The 17,613-nt window shown below is 58.8% G+C and carries 13 protein-coding genes; 4 read left to right on the forward strand and 9 right to left on the reverse strand.

From position 1 onward, the window contains the following. Nucleotides 1-233 precede the first annotated feature (233 nt). Together WNZ14_RS03590 and WNZ14_RS03595 are read left to right on the forward strand one after the other, a co-directional pair. Nucleotides 234-1,265, forward strand: coding sequence for an aspartate-semialdehyde dehydrogenase (locus tag WNZ14_RS03590; RefSeq protein ID WP_342867227.1), 1,032 nt, complete (start codon nt 234-236; stop codon nt 1,263-1,265). Nucleotides 1,266-1,404: 139 nt separating this feature from the next. Beyond that, complete coding sequence (locus WNZ14_RS03595) at nt 1,405-2,223, forward strand: lytic murein transglycosylase (RefSeq protein ID WP_342867228.1); 819 nt, start codon at nt 1,405-1,407, stop codon at nt 2,221-2,223. Nucleotides 2,224-2,229: 6 nt separating this feature from the next. Here the strand turns inward: WNZ14_RS03595 and WNZ14_RS03600 are convergent, their stop codons facing one another. From WNZ14_RS03600 to WNZ14_RS03625, 6 genes are all read right to left on the reverse strand, one after another. Further along, a complete protein-coding gene (locus tag WNZ14_RS03600) occupies nt 2,230-2,652 on the reverse strand; it encodes a nuclear transport factor 2 family protein (RefSeq protein WP_342867229.1) in 423 nt (140 codons plus the stop codon). A 71-nt stretch (nt 2,653-2,723) separates the two neighbouring features. Next, nucleotides 2,724-3,365, reverse strand: a complete 642-nt coding sequence (locus WNZ14_RS03605; protein WP_342867230.1) for a carbonic anhydrase — start codon at nt 3,363-3,365, stop codon at nt 2,724-2,726. Nucleotides 3,366-3,459: 94 nt separating this feature from the next. Then, complete coding sequence (locus WNZ14_RS03610) at nt 3,460-4,206, reverse strand: DUF429 domain-containing protein (RefSeq protein WP_342867231.1); 747 nt, start codon at nt 4,204-4,206, stop codon at nt 3,460-3,462. Continuing rightward, nucleotides 4,203-5,096: a pyridoxal kinase PdxY gene (pdxY, locus tag WNZ14_RS03615; protein WP_342867232.1), complete on the reverse strand. Its 894-nt coding sequence runs from the start codon at nt 5,094-5,096 to the stop codon at nt 4,203-4,205. The genes WNZ14_RS03610 and pdxY overlap by 4 nt, the downstream gene beginning before the upstream one ends. Continuing rightward, nucleotides 5,093-5,338 (reverse strand): hypothetical protein, encoded by a 246-nt coding sequence (locus WNZ14_RS03620; RefSeq protein WP_342867233.1) that lies wholly within the window; start codon nt 5,336-5,338, stop codon nt 5,093-5,095. The genes pdxY and WNZ14_RS03620 overlap by 4 nt, the downstream gene beginning before the upstream one ends. Before the next feature lie 101 nt (nt 5,339-5,439). Then, a complete protein-coding gene (locus WNZ14_RS03625; protein ID WP_342867234.1) occupies nt 5,440-6,015 on the reverse strand; it encodes a peroxidase-related enzyme in 576 nt (191 codons plus the stop codon). Between the two features lie 100 nt (nt 6,016-6,115). Here WNZ14_RS03625 and WNZ14_RS03630 point away from each other — a divergent pair, with 100 nt between their 5' ends. Beyond that, on the forward strand, nt 6,116-10,906 hold the full coding sequence (locus WNZ14_RS03630) for an NAD-glutamate dehydrogenase (RefSeq protein WP_342867235.1): 4,791 nt from the start codon (nt 6,116-6,118) through the stop codon (nt 10,904-10,906). A 31-nt stretch (nt 10,907-10,937) separates the two neighbouring features. Continuing rightward, nucleotides 10,938-12,338: an MFS transporter gene (locus WNZ14_RS03635; RefSeq protein WP_342867236.1), complete on the forward strand. Its 1,401-nt coding sequence runs from the start codon at nt 10,938-10,940 to the stop codon at nt 12,336-12,338. Between the two features lie 220 nt (nt 12,339-12,558). Here the strand turns inward: WNZ14_RS03635 and purH are convergent, their stop codons facing one another. The 3 genes from purH to WNZ14_RS03650 form a co-directional block, all read right to left on the reverse strand. After that, nucleotides 12,559-14,172, reverse strand: a complete 1,614-nt coding sequence (purH, locus tag WNZ14_RS03640) for a bifunctional phosphoribosylaminoimidazolecarboxamide formyltransferase/IMP cyclohydrolase (RefSeq protein WP_342867237.1) — start codon at nt 14,170-14,172, stop codon at nt 12,559-12,561. Nucleotides 14,173-14,386: 214 nt separating this feature from the next. After that, on the reverse strand, nt 14,387-16,006 hold the full coding sequence (locus tag WNZ14_RS03645; RefSeq protein WP_342867238.1) for a heparinase II/III family protein: 1,620 nt from the start codon (nt 16,004-16,006) through the stop codon (nt 14,387-14,389). 227 nt (nt 16,007-16,233) lie between these two features. Next, the gene (locus tag WNZ14_RS03650; RefSeq protein ID WP_342867239.1) at nt 16,234-17,589 is read right to left on the reverse strand and encodes an RsmB/NOP family class I SAM-dependent RNA methyltransferase; all 1,356 of its coding nucleotides are present in this window, start codon (nt 17,587-17,589) and stop codon (nt 16,234-16,236) included. Nucleotides 17,590-17,613: the final 24 nt, after the last annotated feature.

The raw sequence follows: 17,613 nt of genomic DNA on the forward strand, positions 1-17,613 counted from the left end.
AGATGCCTCAGAGCTACATCCATCGGGACATCTGATTGCCGCGCTTTCTACCGGCGCGAAAAACCGCTTGGACGGCGAATTGACTTTTCTTCGGACTTCCATCAAAACACCGCCACCATGCGCACCACGATCAAAACCAAAACCACGATCTGACCCGTTCCGCCCCTCACTCTCCCCGGGGCGGGAAGAGTGGCGCTTGACCGCTAACAAGGGGAGAGAGGAGCACGGGAACCATGGGTTTCAAAATCGCAATCGTCGGGGCGACGGGCAATGTCGGCCGCGAAATGCTCAACATCCTTGCAGAGCGCGCCTTCCCAGTGAGCGAAGTCGTAGCCCTTGCCTCTAGCCGTTCGGTCGGCACCGAGGTCTCGTTCGGCGACAAGACCCTGAAGGTCAAGAATCTCGAGACCTATGATTTTTCCGACACCGATCTCTGCCTGATGTCGGCTGGCGGCACCGTCAGCAAGAAATGGTCACCAAAGATCGGCGCGCAGGGCTGCATCGTTATCGATAACTCCTCGGCTTGGCGTTACGACGCCGACGTGCCGCTGATCGTGCCGGAAGTGAACCCGGACGCGATTTCCGGCTACACCAAGCGCAACATCATCGCCAATCCGAATTGCTCGACCGCCCAGCTAGTGGTGGCGCTCAAGCCCCTGCACGATCATGCCAAGATCAAGCGTCTTGTGGTTTCGACCTACCAGTCCGTCTCCGGCGCAGGCAAGGACGGCATGGACGAGCTTTTCAACCAGACCCGCGCGGTGTTTGTCGCTGACCCGATATCAAACAAGAAGTTCACCAAGCGTATAGCTTTCAACGTTATTCCGCACATCGACGACTTCATGGAAGACGGCTACACCAAGGAAGAATGGAAGGTATTGGCAGAAACCAAGAAGATGCTTGATCCGAAGATCAAGGTCACCTGCACTGCGGTACGAGTGCCGGTCTTCATCGGTCATTCCGAATCGGTCAACATCGAGTTTGAAAACGAGATTACCGCTGATGAGGCCCGCGACATCCTGCGAGATGCGCCCGGATGTCAGGTCATCGACAAGCATGAGGATGGTGGCTACATCACGCCTTATGAATCTGCCGGCGAAGACGCAACCTTCATTTCGCGTATCCGCGAGGACGCAACCGTGGAGAACGGCCTCAATATCTGGATCGTTTCTGACAATCTGCGCAAGGGCGCGGCACTCAACACCATTCAGATCGCCGAGTTGCTGGTCAATCGTCGCCTGATCAAGCCGCGCGCAGAAGCATGATCTTGAATGCTTGAAACCCGAACCCCGCCATTGAAGCCCAATGGCGGGGTTCGCTTTTTTGGTCATATCGTGACTTTTTCCCGAATCGCTGGCAAAGTCCGGAAATGAACCGATTTCACAAGGGCAGGGGATTGACCGCATGAACAACAGGGCTCGAAAACTGGCAGCATTGAGTATTGCGGCCGTGATTAGTACCGGCTTGAGCGGGCACGCACAGGCTGCGAAATGCGGCAACAATTCAGGCGGTTTCCCGACGTGGATTGGTCAGTTCAAACAAGAGGCCGCCTCAGCCGGCATCTCCCAGAAGACCCTGGACCGGGCCTTCAAGAACGTCAGATACGCGACGAAGACGATATCGCTCGACCGCAACCAGCGCAGCTTCAAATTGTCATTTGAGCAATTTCTTCAAAAGCGCGGCGCATCCACGATCATTTCAAAAGGCAAGCGGCTGAAGAAACAGTATGCAGGACTGTTTTCTTCAATCGAGAAGAAATACGGCGTCCCACCAGGTCCATTGATTGCGATCTGGGGCATGGAGTCGGGCTTTGGCGCCTTCACCGGCAATCAGCACACCATGTCGGCGGTGGCCACACTCGCCTATGATTGCCGACGCTCCGCTTTTTTCACAGAACAGCTCTACGCCCAGCTTCAACTGATCCAGAAAGGCTGGATTTCACCGGATTTCAAGGGCGCGGCCCATGGTGAAATCGGCCAGACGCAGTTTCTGCCCGCCAATGTGATCCGCTACGGCGTCAATGGCGACAACAGTGGCGGCATCAATCTCGGATCGGCAGCAGATGCGCTTGCCTCAACCGCGAACTTCCTGCGTGGCCATGGATGGAGGCGAGGCGGCGGATATCAGCCGGGTCAGACCAACTTCAGCGCCATTCAGGGATGGAACGCGGCCGGGGTCTACCAGAAGGCCATCGCAAAGATCGGCGCTGACATAGACGGTTGATAGAGCCTAGAAATTCTCGCAGCTGTCTCCGACAGTTGTCTGGACATTGCTGATGATCTTGGTGTCACGAAACCCGAACACCTCCCGGATCATCATCTCGTTCTCCGGGAACTGGTAGCATACCAGAACCGAGGCACTGGTCGCATTTGCCTCGGTCCCGGCTTCGAGCTGCCAGGCCAGATTTGCGTTTTTCACCGCCTCCTCCCATTCATCGAGTGCATCGATGAATTCGGCCTTGGTCTGGGTCACACCCAGATCCTCAAGATTGATAACCGCATCATCGGCAAGTAGATCGGCAATCGCGAGGCGATTGACGTCAAAAAGCGCCGTATACCATCGATCAAGCAGTGAATTTTGCGCTAGAGCCGAAGAAACCGGCAGCATAAGCCCGAGAATGAGGACCAAAACAAAAGGCCGGATTGCAATCATCACAGGCTCCCAAAGTCATTGTGCACTTTTCAGCGCTCAAAACTCATGGAACCGGAGTGCGGCACCTGATGTCAAGCTTCAGGTCTGTAAAAATCGCCGGTCTTGGGATCCATCGCCCACAGCTCGCCGGTTGAAATGTCGAACCAGGCGCCACTGATCACCATCTTGCCGCGGTCTTCAAGGATCTTGACGCATGGGAACGTCCTCAGGTTGGCAATCGAATTGCGGATCGAGATCCGCTCGAGCGCGACCTGACGTTCGCCACTGGTCAGCAACTGGCTGTCCTGGATCTGCTGTGCGGCGGGTTTGAGCAATCCCATCCATTGTCCGATGAAATCACCGGGCGACAGCGGCGCAGCATTTGGGTCCAGCGCCGCCTTGATGCCACCACAACGGCCATGGCCCATGACCACGATCTGCCGGATCTTGAGCGACTGCACGGCAAACTCAAGCGCAGCGGAAGTCGCATGATAATTGCTGTCCGGCGCATAGGGAGGGACCAGGTTTGCAACATTGCGCACCACGAACAGCTCCCCCGGACCACAATCGAATATGGTCTCGGGCGCAGCACGGGAATCGCAGCACGCGATAACCAGCGTATGCGGCTCCTGGCCGGTCTCGGCCAGATCCCTGTAACGCTGCCGCTCGGCCGTATAACGGCCGCTCATGAAATTCTGGTAGCCTTCAAGCAGGCGGGTCGGAAGTGTCGACATGACTTCGCACATAGCCGGGCGCGCGTCGAAGATCAATCAACCATTTGTGTCACCGGCAACCCGCATCAGACAAAACTGCAGATGTCAGTCAGTTCTAGCCATGAATGGCGATCAGGATTCCATGCCGGTCGCGCGCTGGGCTGGAGGGGAAAGGTACGGTCAAGCCCTTCGCATGACGCCCGGCCATGACCAGATTGACGCTCGCGTCAACGAGATCATCCATCGCAGCCCCACGCGGCGGCCCATCGGCAAAAATGTCCCGATCAATGCCAAGAGACGCAAGCAGGTCTACCCTTTCGACAACGCCATCGGGATTGACCGCGCCGCGGATCTTTTTGGGCGTCGCCATCGGTATCATGCCGTTAAGCCGACAGAAGGCGAACTCTGGATGGCACTCGATAACGCGATTCCGCAACCCGATATCGGCCCGCAGCAGATCATCTATCTCCCGGATCTTGGCGAACAGAAAGAACGCCTGCTTGGACACCATTTTGGCAGGATCAGAATACGCCCGCGCCAGATCACAGGCTTGCCGGTAGGTTTCCGCCTCGACAGCCGCCCGCGCCGGGATCGAGAATACGCTCGACCGCCGCTGCCCGAGATAAGGCCGGATCGCCTGTTCCGGTCCACGTCCGGATCCGGCGATTCTGTCAGGCAATCCGATCGGCATATCCACCGCAATCGTTGCAGCCGGGCCATATTCGGCGATCAGATCGGCGAAGCGCTCGAAAACACGGACCTGTGGGCGTTTGTCAGCCGGCCGCAATGCCATCGAGATCCAGCCGGCCCGGCAACCGTCAACGCCGACAAGAACCTGCTCGGAATGCTGCCATTCGCTCACGGCTTCTTGCGATTCGCCATCGACATCACCCGGCGCATGTTGACCATCGCCATCGGCGTGCGCAGGCTTTGCGCATCCGTCTCAAGCGTCAGCTCATCGGCGCCGCGCCGCGCCGTCCGGGCGAGAATTTCGAACACCGCGCCGGTTGCCATCTGCAGGGCTTTTTCTTCAGGCGCCCCTTCCAGCAGCCGAGCCAGAAATGTCGCCGACATCAGATCACCAAGGCCGTTGGGGGCGTTCGGGATCAGACGGTGCTCGGCCATGACCGATTGTCTGCCGCTGACAAGCAGATTGCCCGTGCTGCCTGCCATCATGGCAATCGCAGATGTCACCAGAACCCGCGCCGGCCCCAGCGTTTCCGCAGCCGCCGTCATTGATGCGGAATCAGTCATCGGTGCGCCCGCCAGCCAGGCAAGCTCATGCACATTCGGCGTGGCAATGTCGGCGATCGGGATCAACTCGGACGCAATGGCCGTGGCGACAGCTTCCGGCACATAAAGACCGCCGGTGTCACCAATGACGGGATCACACATGTAAAGCGCGTCGGGGTTCGCCCGACGTACGGCGTTCACCAGCCGCGCAACATCCGCCGCCTGGCCAGCATCACCCAGATATCCGCTGAGCACACCACCAACTTCGGCCAGCCAGGGAGACCCGCAAAGATCATCGATCAGCGCCGAGAAGTCCTCGCGCGGCGGCACGATTCTGGTCGCACGCGAATGACCCGGATGCCATGGAAGAACAACCGTCGGAACTGCCCAGACCGGAAAGCCCAGCGTCTCGAGCGCGAACACCGCCGCGCGATTGCCGACTGATCCACGGACCACATGGCTTGAAATCACGATGACTGACGACCGGATGTCGGGATTGCGCTGCTTTTCCGCAGTCATAGTGAAACCTGCCCGACCATCCACAAGACCAGCCCGACAAACGCCACAACGGCCAGGCCGCGAGCGATCCGCGTCCCCCACACTTCGATAGTGTCTGTCTTGTCCGCATCCTTGGCCGTGAAGTGATCACGCACGCTGTTGGCGGCTGACTTCATCACCGGCGTCGCAGACAGGCCGCCCTCCTCGCCAAGCCGGTCAAGCGTGCGCTTTGCCTGGCGGACGGTTTCATCATCATCTTTCATCGCGAGGCCTCCCGGCCCGATTGATTTTCATCGCAGCAACCCGTCTTCTTGTCCGCTGAGCGGCGCGCTTCAGGCCCCGGAAGATCCAATACCCGTCCAGCTCAGCGGGCAAGCCCGTGATACTCAGGATTTGGCTGCATATCGGTTGCCGACGCCAAGCGGTTGGTCATGTTGAAAAACGCCGCCACCGAAGAGATATCCCAAATGTCACGATCCGTAAAACCAGCATCGCGAAGCTTTTGCCTGTCGGCCTCCACGATGCGAGCCGGATCCTCAGTCACAAGAATGGCAAAATCCAGCATCGCGCGTTGCCGCGGTTCAAGATCGGCAACACGGTAATTCATCACCATCTGTTCCCCAAGCACAGGATCGCCAGACAATTGCCGGACCGCGGCACCATGCGCGGTCAGACAATAAAAGCACTTGTTGACGGAAGACACCGCAACCGCGATCAGCTCACGCTCGAGCTTGCTCAGATTGGACCCGGCCAGCATCAGATCGTTGTAGAAGCCGACGAAGGCCTCCAGTTTTTCATTGTTGAATGCATAGGCCTTGAGCACATTGGGAACCATTCCCAGCTTGTCCTGACATTTGGCGAAATACGCGGTCATCGCAGCACTCAACGGCGTTTCCTGCTCCAGCTCCAAAGCAGTCACGGCTTCTTGCGGGGTTTTCATCCTGATTCCTCCGATATTTGTATTCGTTTACGAAATCGTGTCGCTTTGACACATACTTCTGCTAGGATTCGGTCAAAGATCAAGCCTTGGAGGAAATGGAATGGGGGTCAGGAACACCCGCAAGTCGGAAACGCTTCTTGCGGAAACAGCGGCGATTGCTTCCAAAAGCAAAAAGCCGCATATCAATCCCGACGTGCTCTTTTCCAGCGTCAGTGCAGATGATTTGGACGTTTTTCCGGCAAAAAGCCTCGCATCGGCGGCTGTTTTGGCCGAATCCGAGGTCCGTGCATGGGATGGAAAATCCTCCCGTCTGAGCCTCGTGAATGTCGATCAGGCCACGACAGATGGTCGCGATATCTCGATAATCGCAATCACCACGCTCAACAAACCCTTCCTTTATGATTCGGTCATGGGCGAGGTCACCACGGATGTGCGCGACATCCTCATGGCGCTGCATCCCATTCTGGTGCTTTCGGGCAAGACACCGGCCAAGCTTTTCTCTCATGGCGACGGCAGCGAACCTGCGCAAAGGGTCAGCCACATCCAGATCCACATGCCAAGGCTCAGCGAAACAGCCGCCAAGGATCTGACCGACCGTGTTCGCCATGTGCTTGATCAGGTCCAGGCCGCGGTCAGCGACTGGAAATCGATGCTGGCAATGATCGATCACAGCGCAGCCGATCTGGTGGCGCTGGATGTCGACAAGGCAGTCGAGCCGGCACGCCAGGAGGCACTGGCCTTCATCGCCTGGTTGAGGGACAACAATTTCACCTTCCTGGGCATGCGCGAATATGTCTACACCGGCGACGGCAAATCGGCCGAATTAAGCCGAGCCTCGACCGGAGGCCTTGGCATCCTGTCAGACCCGGACGTGCTTGTTCTGAGGCTCGGCAAGGACCAGGTCACCACGACACCCGAAATCCTGGATTTCCTGCAGGGACCGGATTTTCTGATCATCACCAAGGCCAATGTGCGCTCGGTGATCCACCGCCGCACCTATATGGACTACATCGGCATCAAGCGGTTCGACTCCAAAGGCAAGGTTGTCGGCGAACTGCGTATTGTCGGGCTCTTCACCTCCACCGCCTACACGCGGTCGGTGACCAAGATCCCGCTGCTGCGCTCGAAGGTGCAGCATGTCATTTCCGAGTTTGGCTTCGATCCTGAAAGCCATTCCGGCAAGCTGCTGCTCAACACGCTGGAATCCTATCCGCGTGACGATCTGTTCCAGATAGATGCAGGCCTGCTTGCTCGCTTCTGCATGCAGATCAACGAGCTCTCCGACCGCCCGCGCGTGCGCGTGCTGCCGCGGATCGACCGCTTCGACCGGTTTGTCTCGCTGATCGTCTATGTTCCGCGCGATCAGTATGATTCGATCGCCCGCGAGCGCATCGGCAACTATTTCAAGACCGTCTACAACGGTCGTGTGTCGGCTTTCTATCCAGCCTTCCCCGAAGGCGGCGTGGCCCGGGTGCATTTCATCATTGGCCGCTCCGAAGGCAAGACGCCCGACATCCCGCAGGAACAGCTTGAACGTGACGTGCGCTCCATCGTCACCCGCTGGGAAGACCAGTTCCGCACGCTTGGCGGCAGCCTGTCCGAGCGGATGAGTGTCAGCCAGTCCTACAAGGAGCGTTTCAAGCCCGAAGAAGCGCTTGCTGATCTCGACAACATCATTGCCTGCAAGGACACGGGTGGCATTCAGATCACGCTTTACCGTGGCCAGGGCATGTCGGATGATCATCTGGCGCTGAAGATTTTCCACGCCGGAGAACCGGTTGCGCTGTCGCGACGGGTCCCACTGCTCGAAAACCTTGGGTTCAAGGTCATCAGCGAGCAAACACACGAGATATTCCTCGACGAAAAAGCCGGCGTTTCGAGCACCGTGGTGCTCCACGACATGGAAATCGCCCATGAGGACAAGCGTGCCATTGATCTGGCTCTGGATGGCCACAGGCTTGAAGAGGCCTTCCTCTCCGTCTGGCGCGGCGACACCGACAATGACAGCTACAACCATCTCGTGACCAATGCAGGGCTGTCGGTGCGCGAAGCAACCGTGCTGCGCGCCTATGCCCGCTACCTGCGACAGGCGGGAATTGCCTATTCCCAGGAATACATCGCCAGAAGTCTCAACTCCAATTCCGGCATTACCGCCAAATTGTTCGAATTGTTCCGGGTCCGGTTTGATCTCGATCTCAAAGCTGCCAAGCGTGCCGAACTGAATGCCAGCCTGATCGAAGAAATAGAAGCTGCCTTGGCGGAAGTCCCGAGCCTTGACGATGACCGCATCCTGAGGCGCTACGTCAATGCAATCGAATCCTCGCTCAGGACCAACTATTTCCAGACCGGTGCGGATGGCGGACACCGCCCAGCCCTGGCCATCAAGCTTGATCCGAAAAAGCTCGAAGGGCTGCCCGAACCTCGGCCATTCCGCGAGATTTTCGTCTACGGCTCGGAAGTCGAAGGTGTACATTTGCGCTTTGGCCCGGTTGCTCGCGGCGGGCTCCGCTGGTCGGACCGGGCGCAGGATTACCGCACCGAGGTGCTCGGACTGGTCAAGGCGCAGCAGGTCAAGAATGCCGTGATCGTGCCGGTTGGCGCGAAGGGCGGCTTCTATCCGAAGAAATTGCCCACCGATGGCGGCCGTGATGTCATCTTCGAAGCTGGCCGCGACGCTTACAAGCTGTTCATTCGCACCTTGCTGTCGGTAACCGACAACATTGTCGGCGACGCGATCGTTCCGCCTGCGAAAACAGTTCGCCACGACGCGGACGACCCCTATTTCGTGGTTGCGGCAGACAAGGGCACAGCCACGTTCTCCGACACCGCAAACGCGCTCAGCCAGGAGCAGGATTTCTGGCTCGATGACGCCTTCGCATCAGGCGGTTCGGCCGGTTACGACCACAAGAAGATGGGCATCACCGCGCGCGGTGCATGGGAAGCGGTCAAACGTCATTTCCGCGAAATGAACATCGACATCCAGACCACGCCCTTCACCGCGGCAGGTGTGGGTGACATGTCTGGCGACGTGTTCGGCAACGGCATGCTTCTGTCCAAACACATCAAGCTGCTGGCAGCCTTCGATCATCGTGACATCTTCATTGATCCCGAACCCGATTGTGCCTCCAGTTTTGCGGAGCGAAGCCGGCTATTCGATCAGGGCCGGTCAAGCTGGCAGGACTACGACAAGTCGAAACTGTCAAAGGGCGGCATGATCATCCCGCGCTCGCTGAAATCCGTCGAACTGACGGACGAGGCAGCCGCGGTGATCGGATTGAAATCCGGCAAGGCCACGCCCCAGGACATCATGACGGCAATCCTGTCGATGGAAACCGATCTTCTGTGGTTTGGCGGCATCGGAACCTACGTCAAGGACGCCGGCGAGAATGATGCGGATGTGGGCGACCGCGCCAACGATGCAATCCGCATCCACGGCCGCCAGGTTCGCGCCAAGGTGATCGGCGAGGGCGCAAACCTTGGCGTCACCCAGAAAGGTCGTATCGCTTACGCTCTGAACGGCGGACGCTGCAACTCCGACGCCATCGACAACTCCGCCGGGGTCAACTCCTCCGACGTCGAGGTCAACATCAAGATCGCACTGGCAAACGCCATGCGCGAAGACAGGCTCACCCGGCCCAAGCGCAACACTCTGCTTGCCTCGATGACCGATGAGGTGGCCGAGCTGGTGCTGCGCAACAACTATCTGCAGACATTGGCCATCTCGATAGCCGAGGCGGAGGGAAGATCTGGCGTCGGCGAACTCAACCGCGTCATGGGCAATCTCGAAAGCCGGGGCCTGCTCAACCGTAAGGTCGAGTATCTGCCTGACGACCTGGCCGTTGCAGAGCGGCTCGCAGCTGGCCATGCCCTGACACGACCGGAGATCGGGGTTCTGCTGTCCTACGCCAAGCTGGTGCTGTTCGATGAAATCGTCGCCAGTTCCCTGCCGGATGATCCCTATTTCGACAATGCGCTGAGATCCTACTTCCCGAAGAAGATGCAGAAACCGCATTCCAGCGATATTGCCAGCCACAGGCTGCGGCGCGAGATCATCTCGACGCTGCTCGGCAATGACGCCATCAATCGTGGTGGTCCTGCCTTTGTCATCGGCATGGGCGACAAGTCCGGCGCAACGGCGGCCGACATCGTCAAGGCATTCGTTCTTGCCCGAGACGGACTTTCGCTCAATCACCTCTATGAGCAGGTTGACGATCTCGACAGCAAGGTTTCGGGCGCTGTTCAGAACAAGCTCTATGCCAGCATCGGCCACACTCTCAAGGATGTCACCGGCTGGGCGCTCAAGACCGGCGCGGCGCAGGGGGATCTGGGATCAGCGGTCAAGTCGATGCAGGAAAGCCTGGCGAAGCTCGACGGCAAGATTGTCGCCGCAATGCCCGATTTCATGCTTCAGGAAGCGGAAGAGATCCGCAACGAGCTTGTTGCACAGGCCGTACCTGCAGATCTCGCCACTCAGATCGCCGGATTGCCCGGCCTGACGATGGCGCCCGACATCTGCCACGTCGCAGCCCACTCGAAAACGGATCTCGGACGAACGACAGAGGCATTCTTTGCTGTCACCGAAGCCTTCCGGCTCGGCAGGATAGTCGCTGCGGTGGACCGGATACCGGTCACAGACCATTTCGAAGGTCTTGCGCTGGCACGCAACCTTGATGAGATCTTCTCAGCCCGGCGGATCATTGCCAGCACCGCGCTTGACAGCAATCCAAAAGCCAAGGATCCGGCCGAGGAATGGCTCAAGGCCAACAAGGATCGCATCGCCCATGTTCGTGGCCAGATCCTGACGCTGACCGACAGTGGCGAGTTGTCCGTGGCAAAACTCACCGTCGCCGCGGGCATGTTGAGCGATCTGGCACGATCCCTGCGCGCATGATGTGATACAGGGCTGATAAAGGGCAGCAGAGATGACCGATGTAACCGGATCGCCGTCAGCGCCTGTTGTTCAGCGCCGGGGGGTATTGGGCTGGATGTTGTTCGATTGGGCGGCACAACCGTTCTTTACGGTCGTGACCACCTTTATCTTCGGCCCCTATTTCATCAGCCGGATGGCCAGCGACCCGGTGACTGGTCAGGCAGCCTGGGGCTACGGCATCGCCGCAGGCGGCTTTCTGATTGCCGTCTTTTCACCCTTGCTCGGATCGATTGCTGATCAGACCGGGCCACGCAAGCCTTGGATCGCCGTCTTTGCGATCATGAAGGTCCTGGCCCTGTGCGGATTGTGGTTCGCGGCGCCGGGATCCAGTGTCGTGGCAGTGGTTGCTGTATTCACGCTCGCTTCGGTGGCGGCCGAGTTTTCCATTGTGTTTAATGACTCGATGCTGTTGCGGCTGGTGCCCAAGGCCCAAATAGGCCGCGTCTCCAATCTCGCCTGGGGTCTGGGCTATCTTGGCGGCATGATTGTCCTGATCTTCATCATCCTCTTCCTTTCGGCATCTCCCGAAACAGGAAAGACGCTTCTCGGTATGGATCCGCTGTTCGGCCTTGATCCGTCCCAGGGAGAAGACGCACGGGCATCCGGACCGATCTCGGCGCTCTGGTACGCTGTTTTCATCCTGCCGATGTTTCTGTTCACTCCCGACGCGGGAGGGCGCAGGGCCGTCAAAGGCGCGGTGCGCGAGGGTCTGGCGGAATTGAGGTCGACATTTGGCGAGGTGCGTCAGCGTGCAGGCATTTTCCGTTTTCTGATTGCACGCATGATCTACCAAGATGGCGTCAACGCGCTGCTGGCGCTGGGCGGAGGCTTTGCGGCTGCCATGTTTGGCTGGTCGATTACTGAAATAGGTATTTATGGCATCATGCTCAATGTGGTTGCGATTTTCTCGTGCCTCTATGCCAGCCGTCTCGACACCCAACTGGGGTCCAAGCTGGTTGTGCTGATCTCGATCCTGCTCTTGTTGATCGCCACGGTCGGCATCGTTTCCACTGGTCCGGGCTTTACCCTGTTTGGCGCACTGAACCTCGGCGACGAAGATAACGGCGGACTGTTCGGCACCGCCGCGGAGAAGGCCTACATCACTTTCGGACTTCTGATCGGTATCGCCTTTGGCCCGGTACAGGCATCATCTCGCGCCTATATGGCCCGTAGCGTGACCGAGGATGAAGCCGGGCGCTATTTCGGCATCTATGCGCTGGCAGGCCGCGCGACGAGCTTCACCGCGCCCTTCATGGTCGCCACTGTCACGGCCCTATCAGGATCTGCGCGGTTGGGAATGGCGACCATCACCATCTTTTTTGCACTGGGCTTGATCCTGCTGTGGACGACGCCCTACCCGGCAGACCAGCCCGCCCGCGAACAGGAAAATTGATGAGCTGATAGCGCACGGCGCGACGAGTCCATACTTGAAGTATGGATCAGTACTCGGAGTACGGAATCGCTTCCGCAGCCAGATTTGAACTCGGCAAGGCGTTGAAACATCTATTGAATACGCTTGTCACGCTCTACACCGCCAAACAATGGCGATGCGTTAACACGCACAGCAAACCGGCTGTGCGACGCGCAAATCAGAAAACATGCCTAACAGATCATTAATGCCGGAAATGCCGCATCCCGGTGAACACCATCGCGACGCCAGCCTCATCAGCCGCATCAATGACATCCTGATCCCGCATTGATCCGCCCGGCTGGATGACCGCGGTGGCGCCCGCCTCGATGGCCGACAGCAATCCGTCCGCAAACGGGAAGAACGCGTCAGACGCAACAACGCTGCCTTTGGTCAGCGGTTCCGCCAGACCCAGCACTTCAGCCGCATCAACCGCCTTGCGCGCCGCGATCCGGGCTGAATCCACCCGGCTCATCTGACCAGCACCAATACCGACCGTTGCACCGTTGAGCGCATAGACAATGGCGTTGGATTTGACGTGCTTGGCAACGCGGAAAGCAAAGGCCAGATCAGAGAGCTCACACGCATCCGGTGCACGCTTGGTCACGACCTTGAAGTCTTCCGGAAGCACGATCCCGTTGTCACGTCCCTGCACCAGCAACCCGCCTGCAACTGTCTTGACCGTGATGCCGGGCTGGCGCGGATCCGCGAGTTCTCCCGTCACCATCAGCCGCAGGTTCTTCTTGGCCGACAGGATCTCGCGAGCTTCTTCGCTCGCATCCGGAGCGATGATCACTTCCGTGAACAGCTTGACGATCTCGGAAGCCGTCTCGGCATCGAGTGTGCGGTTGAGCGCGATGATGCCACCAAACGCCGAGGTCTGGTCGCATTCAAGCGCCCGGTGATAGGCTTCCACCAGGCTTTCACCGACGGCGACGCCACAGGGGTTTGCGTGCTTGATGATGGCACAGGCGGCGCGTTGCTGATCGAACTCGCTGACAAGCTCGAATGCCGCATCTGTGTCGTTGATATTGTTGTAGGAGAGCTGCTTGCCCTGCAACAATGTCGCTGTCGCCACACCGGGGCGCTTTTCACCGTTGGAATAGAATGCCGCCGCCTGATGCGGGTTCTCCCCATAACGCATGACATCAAGCAACTGGCCGCCAAAGGCGCGGTGGCGCGGCGCTTCAAGCGCCAGCTCCTTTGCAAACCATCCCGACACAGCCGAGTCGTAGGCCGCGGTCCGGGCAAAAGCCAATGCTGCGAGCTCGCGGCGAAGCGTCAACGGAACGGAGCCGCCATGGCTCTGAAGCGCTTCAAGAACGCGGGTGTAATCTTCTGGGTCGGTAATTGCAGTCACATAGGCATGGTTCTTGGCGGACGCACGGATCATCGCCGGTCCGCCAATATCGATGTTCTCGACAATCGTCGCGGCGTCGGCTCCACCTGCCACCGTCTGTTCGAACGGGTAGAGATTGACCACAGCCAGATCGATCTCGGCAATATCATGCGCCTGCATCGCCGAACGGTGCTCCGCGTCGTCACGGATGGAGAGCAGGCCACCATGTACACCAGGATGCAATGTCTTGACCCGGCCATCCATGATTTCAGGAAATCCTGTCAGGTCAGACACATCCTTGACCTTGAGGCCTGCCGCTTCGAGTGCCGCACGGGTGCCGCCGGTCGAAACCAGCTCCACTCCAAGCTCAGCTAGGCCACGCGCAAAATCCACCAGGCCGGTCTTGTCTGAAACCGACAACAATGCGCGGCGAATTTTTACCAGGTCCGGTACAGGATGGTTCTTGGATACGACAGCCATAGGGAAATCCTTCGAAAACAGCCGCATCAGCCGGGCGGCGAGGATGCGTTAACACAGGCCGATGTCTGATAAAACACGCAAATGGGCTTATCTGTGGACCATTGCCTGATCAGTCAGCCGCATCGCTGGACCTGACACAAACATGGTTCCTCCCCGACAGATCCATATCAAAGGCGGAGATCAGAAGTTCAGGCGGGCAACTGACTTGCCGGTCCTATGCCCTCGGCAGATTGGTGCGGATCAGCTTCCAGTCAACCTGGGGCTGCTCGCCCACTTTGAATTCCAGCGTGATCTGCTTGCTGGTCCGGGCCCCTGCGAGGTCGGCGAAGTAGACGTCTTCCTCAATTTGCGGCTGCAGATCCCGCGCGACAAAGGCCCAGGATTCACCATCACCGGCAGTCAGGTGAACCACGCCATCCTCATCCTGTGACACCGTTATGGTCGGGTGGATGTGAAACCGCGCGACGGCTACCGTCTTGTCATCGGCTTTTGGCTGACTTTCATCGGGTGCGAGAATCTGATCCCGGCCCTGCACCTCGTGTCCGGACGTCAGCATTCTGATCTTGCGACGATGCAGAAGTCTGAGGTTACTGGCATATCCATCATGGGTCGCACTGAACCCCTGGTGCTTGCCCTCCTCATCGAGTGATTCCACCGTTACGTGGCGCACGCCACCGGTGACAATCGGACCCAAAAACGAAGACTGCGAGAATTTCAGCGATGACCGGTCGCCCAGCGTCACTGTGCTGTGGGCGGCAGTCATCCTGGCAAAATCAGCATAGGATGTGTGGGAAACCACAGGGGTGCCCGCATTGACGATGAAACAGTTCGCACCTGAAGACAGCTCGAACGAAAGGCACCCGGCATGCGCCTGGGCGGACAGGATCCCGTTGGGCGGCGCGCCCGTATCGGCAACCAGCAGTGCATTTCCAGCTGATAACCTCTGATAATGCGAATGCGGCATTTCCCGAAACGCGGCGCCGGAGGTCTCATCATACCGCAATACACCCAGAAGCCGGTCCGCAGACACCGCTGAAGACCCATTGAACAGAACCAGCTCGCCGTTCGAATGACGGAAGAAGCGCAGGGCCGAAAACATCCGGTCCATCCCGGCAGCCATATTGCGCGGCGGCTTCTGGCCCAGGTTTATGTAGGTTTGCTTCAGCGGCAGCAGGTTTGTCAGCAGGTCGATCAAAACCATCGGATTGCGCGAAACATGCCCGCCATCAGGCAGAATCTGGCCATTGATCTCGCTGTCGAGATTGCGCGACGCAGCCCGCACCGCGCCGGTGCTCGACGGCATGCACAAACTGGCCATCGCCAGCGCTATCCGCGCCTTGAAGCGCGTTGCATCGCCAGGCATTGCCCTGGACACATGCTTGAGATACCGCGTTTGCAAGGCAATGCTCTTGAGAAACCGCCTGTAAAACCCGTGATCGGCCCCACGCAACACAATCGGCGAATGGGAAAACCAGGCAATCAACCGGTTGGCCAAGACATCAGGCTCATAGGCAAGCCCGCCCAGCTCGCGCCCCTCGACAACGATCCAGTCATCAACCAGCGCGCGGGCGTTGGCAAAAGCCAGATCATGATCAGCCGCACGCATGTGCCTGAGCCAGCCAAAGCCATGCAGACTGCGTTCGAAGGATTCGCTTGAACCCTCAACCTGAAACGGGCTCCCGCCATCGGTGTCGATCATGCTTCCACCCATGGCGAAGCGTCCGGAATAGATTTCTTCCGCAATGTGCGGATCAGCAATCCGCAGATCAATCGGCGCGACCACAAGCCGGTCCGGAGTTCCACCGGTAAACCGCAGGGCGCTGATTCGGCCCAACGCTATCCGGCGCGCAAAACGCCGCCAGATCTCCGTCCCGTACAATTGCCCTGAACGTTGCGAGTCTAAAATTGAAAATGCCAATCGGGAATTCCTGAAACCGGGTCCCGGCCCTCCACCGGACGAGAATCGTAGCACAGTGGCTTGATTGTTCAACTGTTGCTAATTTGACCTTCTGAATGAGTAGACGACGCCTACACTCTGCAAGTCGGTCCTGCAGGCTGCCCTTATGACCGGATCAACACCACCGCGTAGAAGCCGTCAAGCCCGGCGAGCCGCGGATCGTCGTTTGCAAGCATGGCCGGATGGGTCCTGACTTCACCCTTGGCGGTAATTGCCGCTTCAAGCCCCGGCCACCGCGCCGGATCAACCGGCCTTATCTTCCAGCCCGGATGGTCGGCAAGAAAACCCGCCACCATCTCTTCGCCCTCTTCAGGATCGAGCGAGCAGTTGGAAAACACCAGTTCACCATCCGGACGCACCAGACCCGCCGCATGATCGAGCAGATCACGCTGCACACGGGCCAGACGCATGATGTCTTCCGGCCCTTTGGTATAGGGGATGTCTGGATGACGGCGAACAGTTCCGGTCGAGGAGCAGGGCGCATCAAGCAGCACCCCGTCAAACCCCTCTGGGGCAACCAGATCCTGGGCCCGGGTCAATTGGGTGGCGACGTCAAGACCGAGGCGCTCCAGATTTCCGCGCAGCCGGTCAAGCCGTGTCGCGGACTGGTCGCAGGCCGTCACGCGTGCACCGGCCAGAGCAAGTTGCGCGGTCTTGCCACCCGGAGCAGCACAGAGATCGACGATTTCCAGCCCTTCGAGTTTCGAGAACAACTGCGCCGGCAGACTGGCGGCCGCGTCCTGAACCCACCAACCGCCGTCATCATAGCCTTCAAGGCCCGAAACCGGACCTTCGGGCCGGCCGATCCGGACTGACCCGGTTGGCAACACCACGCCGCCGAGCCGTTCGGCCCAGCCTTCAGCATCTCGCTTTACAGTCAGGTCGATGGCAGGCGGCTCAGACAGGATTTCAAGGATCGCCTTGGCATCCGCGACATAAGATGTGTGAAGCCGGCTTTCAAACCACTCCGGAAAGTCAGGCGTTTCTGCCGCGATCTCAGGCAAAAGCGTATCTTTCTCACGCCCCATCCGGCGCAACAGGGCATTGACCAGGCCTGCAAACCGACGATTTCGCGGATCAGAATCGGCCTGAGTAACTGCCAGATCAACGGCCGCCCGATCGGGCACATCGAGATAGAGGATCTGGGCGGCGCCGACGCGCAACACCTGCCGCAACGCTTTCGCACCTTCCGGCAATGGATTGTCGACAAGCCGGTCGATGAAGGCATCAATGACCTGAAGATGTCGGAGCGCTGACAGAAGAATGGCACGCACCAGAAGCCTGTCCTGGTCTCCAAGCCCTGTAAACGCCGGATTGCCACCTGCTGGATCCAGAAGCCCGTCCAGCGATGCCCGGCTTTCCGTCACTGCTGACAAGAGCCGTGCCGCTGCCTGGCGGGCGGCCAGTCCTGGCTTCAGATCGCTCTGATCAAACCCGGCATGTGTTTTTCCGTGTCGCATCCGCTCTCGGCGGCCAGGCCGCAT

Origin of the sequence: Hoeflea sp. AS60 (genome assembly GCF_038900115.1) — a bacterium.
Taxonomy (GTDB): Bacteria; Pseudomonadota; Alphaproteobacteria; order Rhizobiales; family Rhizobiaceae; genus Hoeflea.

Coding starts and splice junctions, on each gene's coding strand:
- WNZ14_RS03625 (WP_342867234.1), bottom strand. CDS start 6,015: ATGAAAACCCCGCAAGAAGCCGTGACTGCTTTGGAGCTGGAGCAGGAA.
- WNZ14_RS03620 (WP_342867233.1), bottom strand. CDS start 5,338: ATGAAAGATGATGATGAAACCGTCCGCCAGGCAAAGCGCACGCTTGAC.
- WNZ14_RS03605 (WP_342867230.1), bottom strand. CDS start 3,365: ATGTCGACACTTCCGACCCGCCTGCTTGAAGGCTACCAGAATTTCATG.
- pdxY (WP_342867232.1), bottom strand. CDS start 5,096: ATGACTGCGGAAAAGCAGCGCAATCCCGACATCCGGTCGTCAGTCATC.
- WNZ14_RS03630 (WP_342867235.1), top strand. CDS start 6,116: ATGGGGGTCAGGAACACCCGCAAGTCGGAAACGCTTCTTGCGGAAACA.
- purH (WP_342867237.1), bottom strand. CDS start 14,172: ATGGCTGTCGTATCCAAGAACCATCCTGTACCGGACCTGGTAAAAATT.
- WNZ14_RS03650 (WP_342867239.1), bottom strand. CDS start 17,589: ATGCGACACGGAAAAACACATGCCGGGTTTGATCAGAGCGATCTGAAG.
- WNZ14_RS03600 (WP_342867229.1), bottom strand. CDS start 2,652: ATGATTGCAATCCGGCCTTTTGTTTTGGTCCTCATTCTCGGGCTTATG.
- WNZ14_RS03590 (WP_342867227.1), top strand. CDS start 234: ATGGGTTTCAAAATCGCAATCGTCGGGGCGACGGGCAATGTCGGCCGC.
- WNZ14_RS03595 (WP_342867228.1), top strand. CDS start 1,405: ATGAACAACAGGGCTCGAAAACTGGCAGCATTGAGTATTGCGGCCGTG.
- WNZ14_RS03635 (WP_342867236.1), top strand. CDS start 10,938: ATGACCGATGTAACCGGATCGCCGTCAGCGCCTGTTGTTCAGCGCCGG.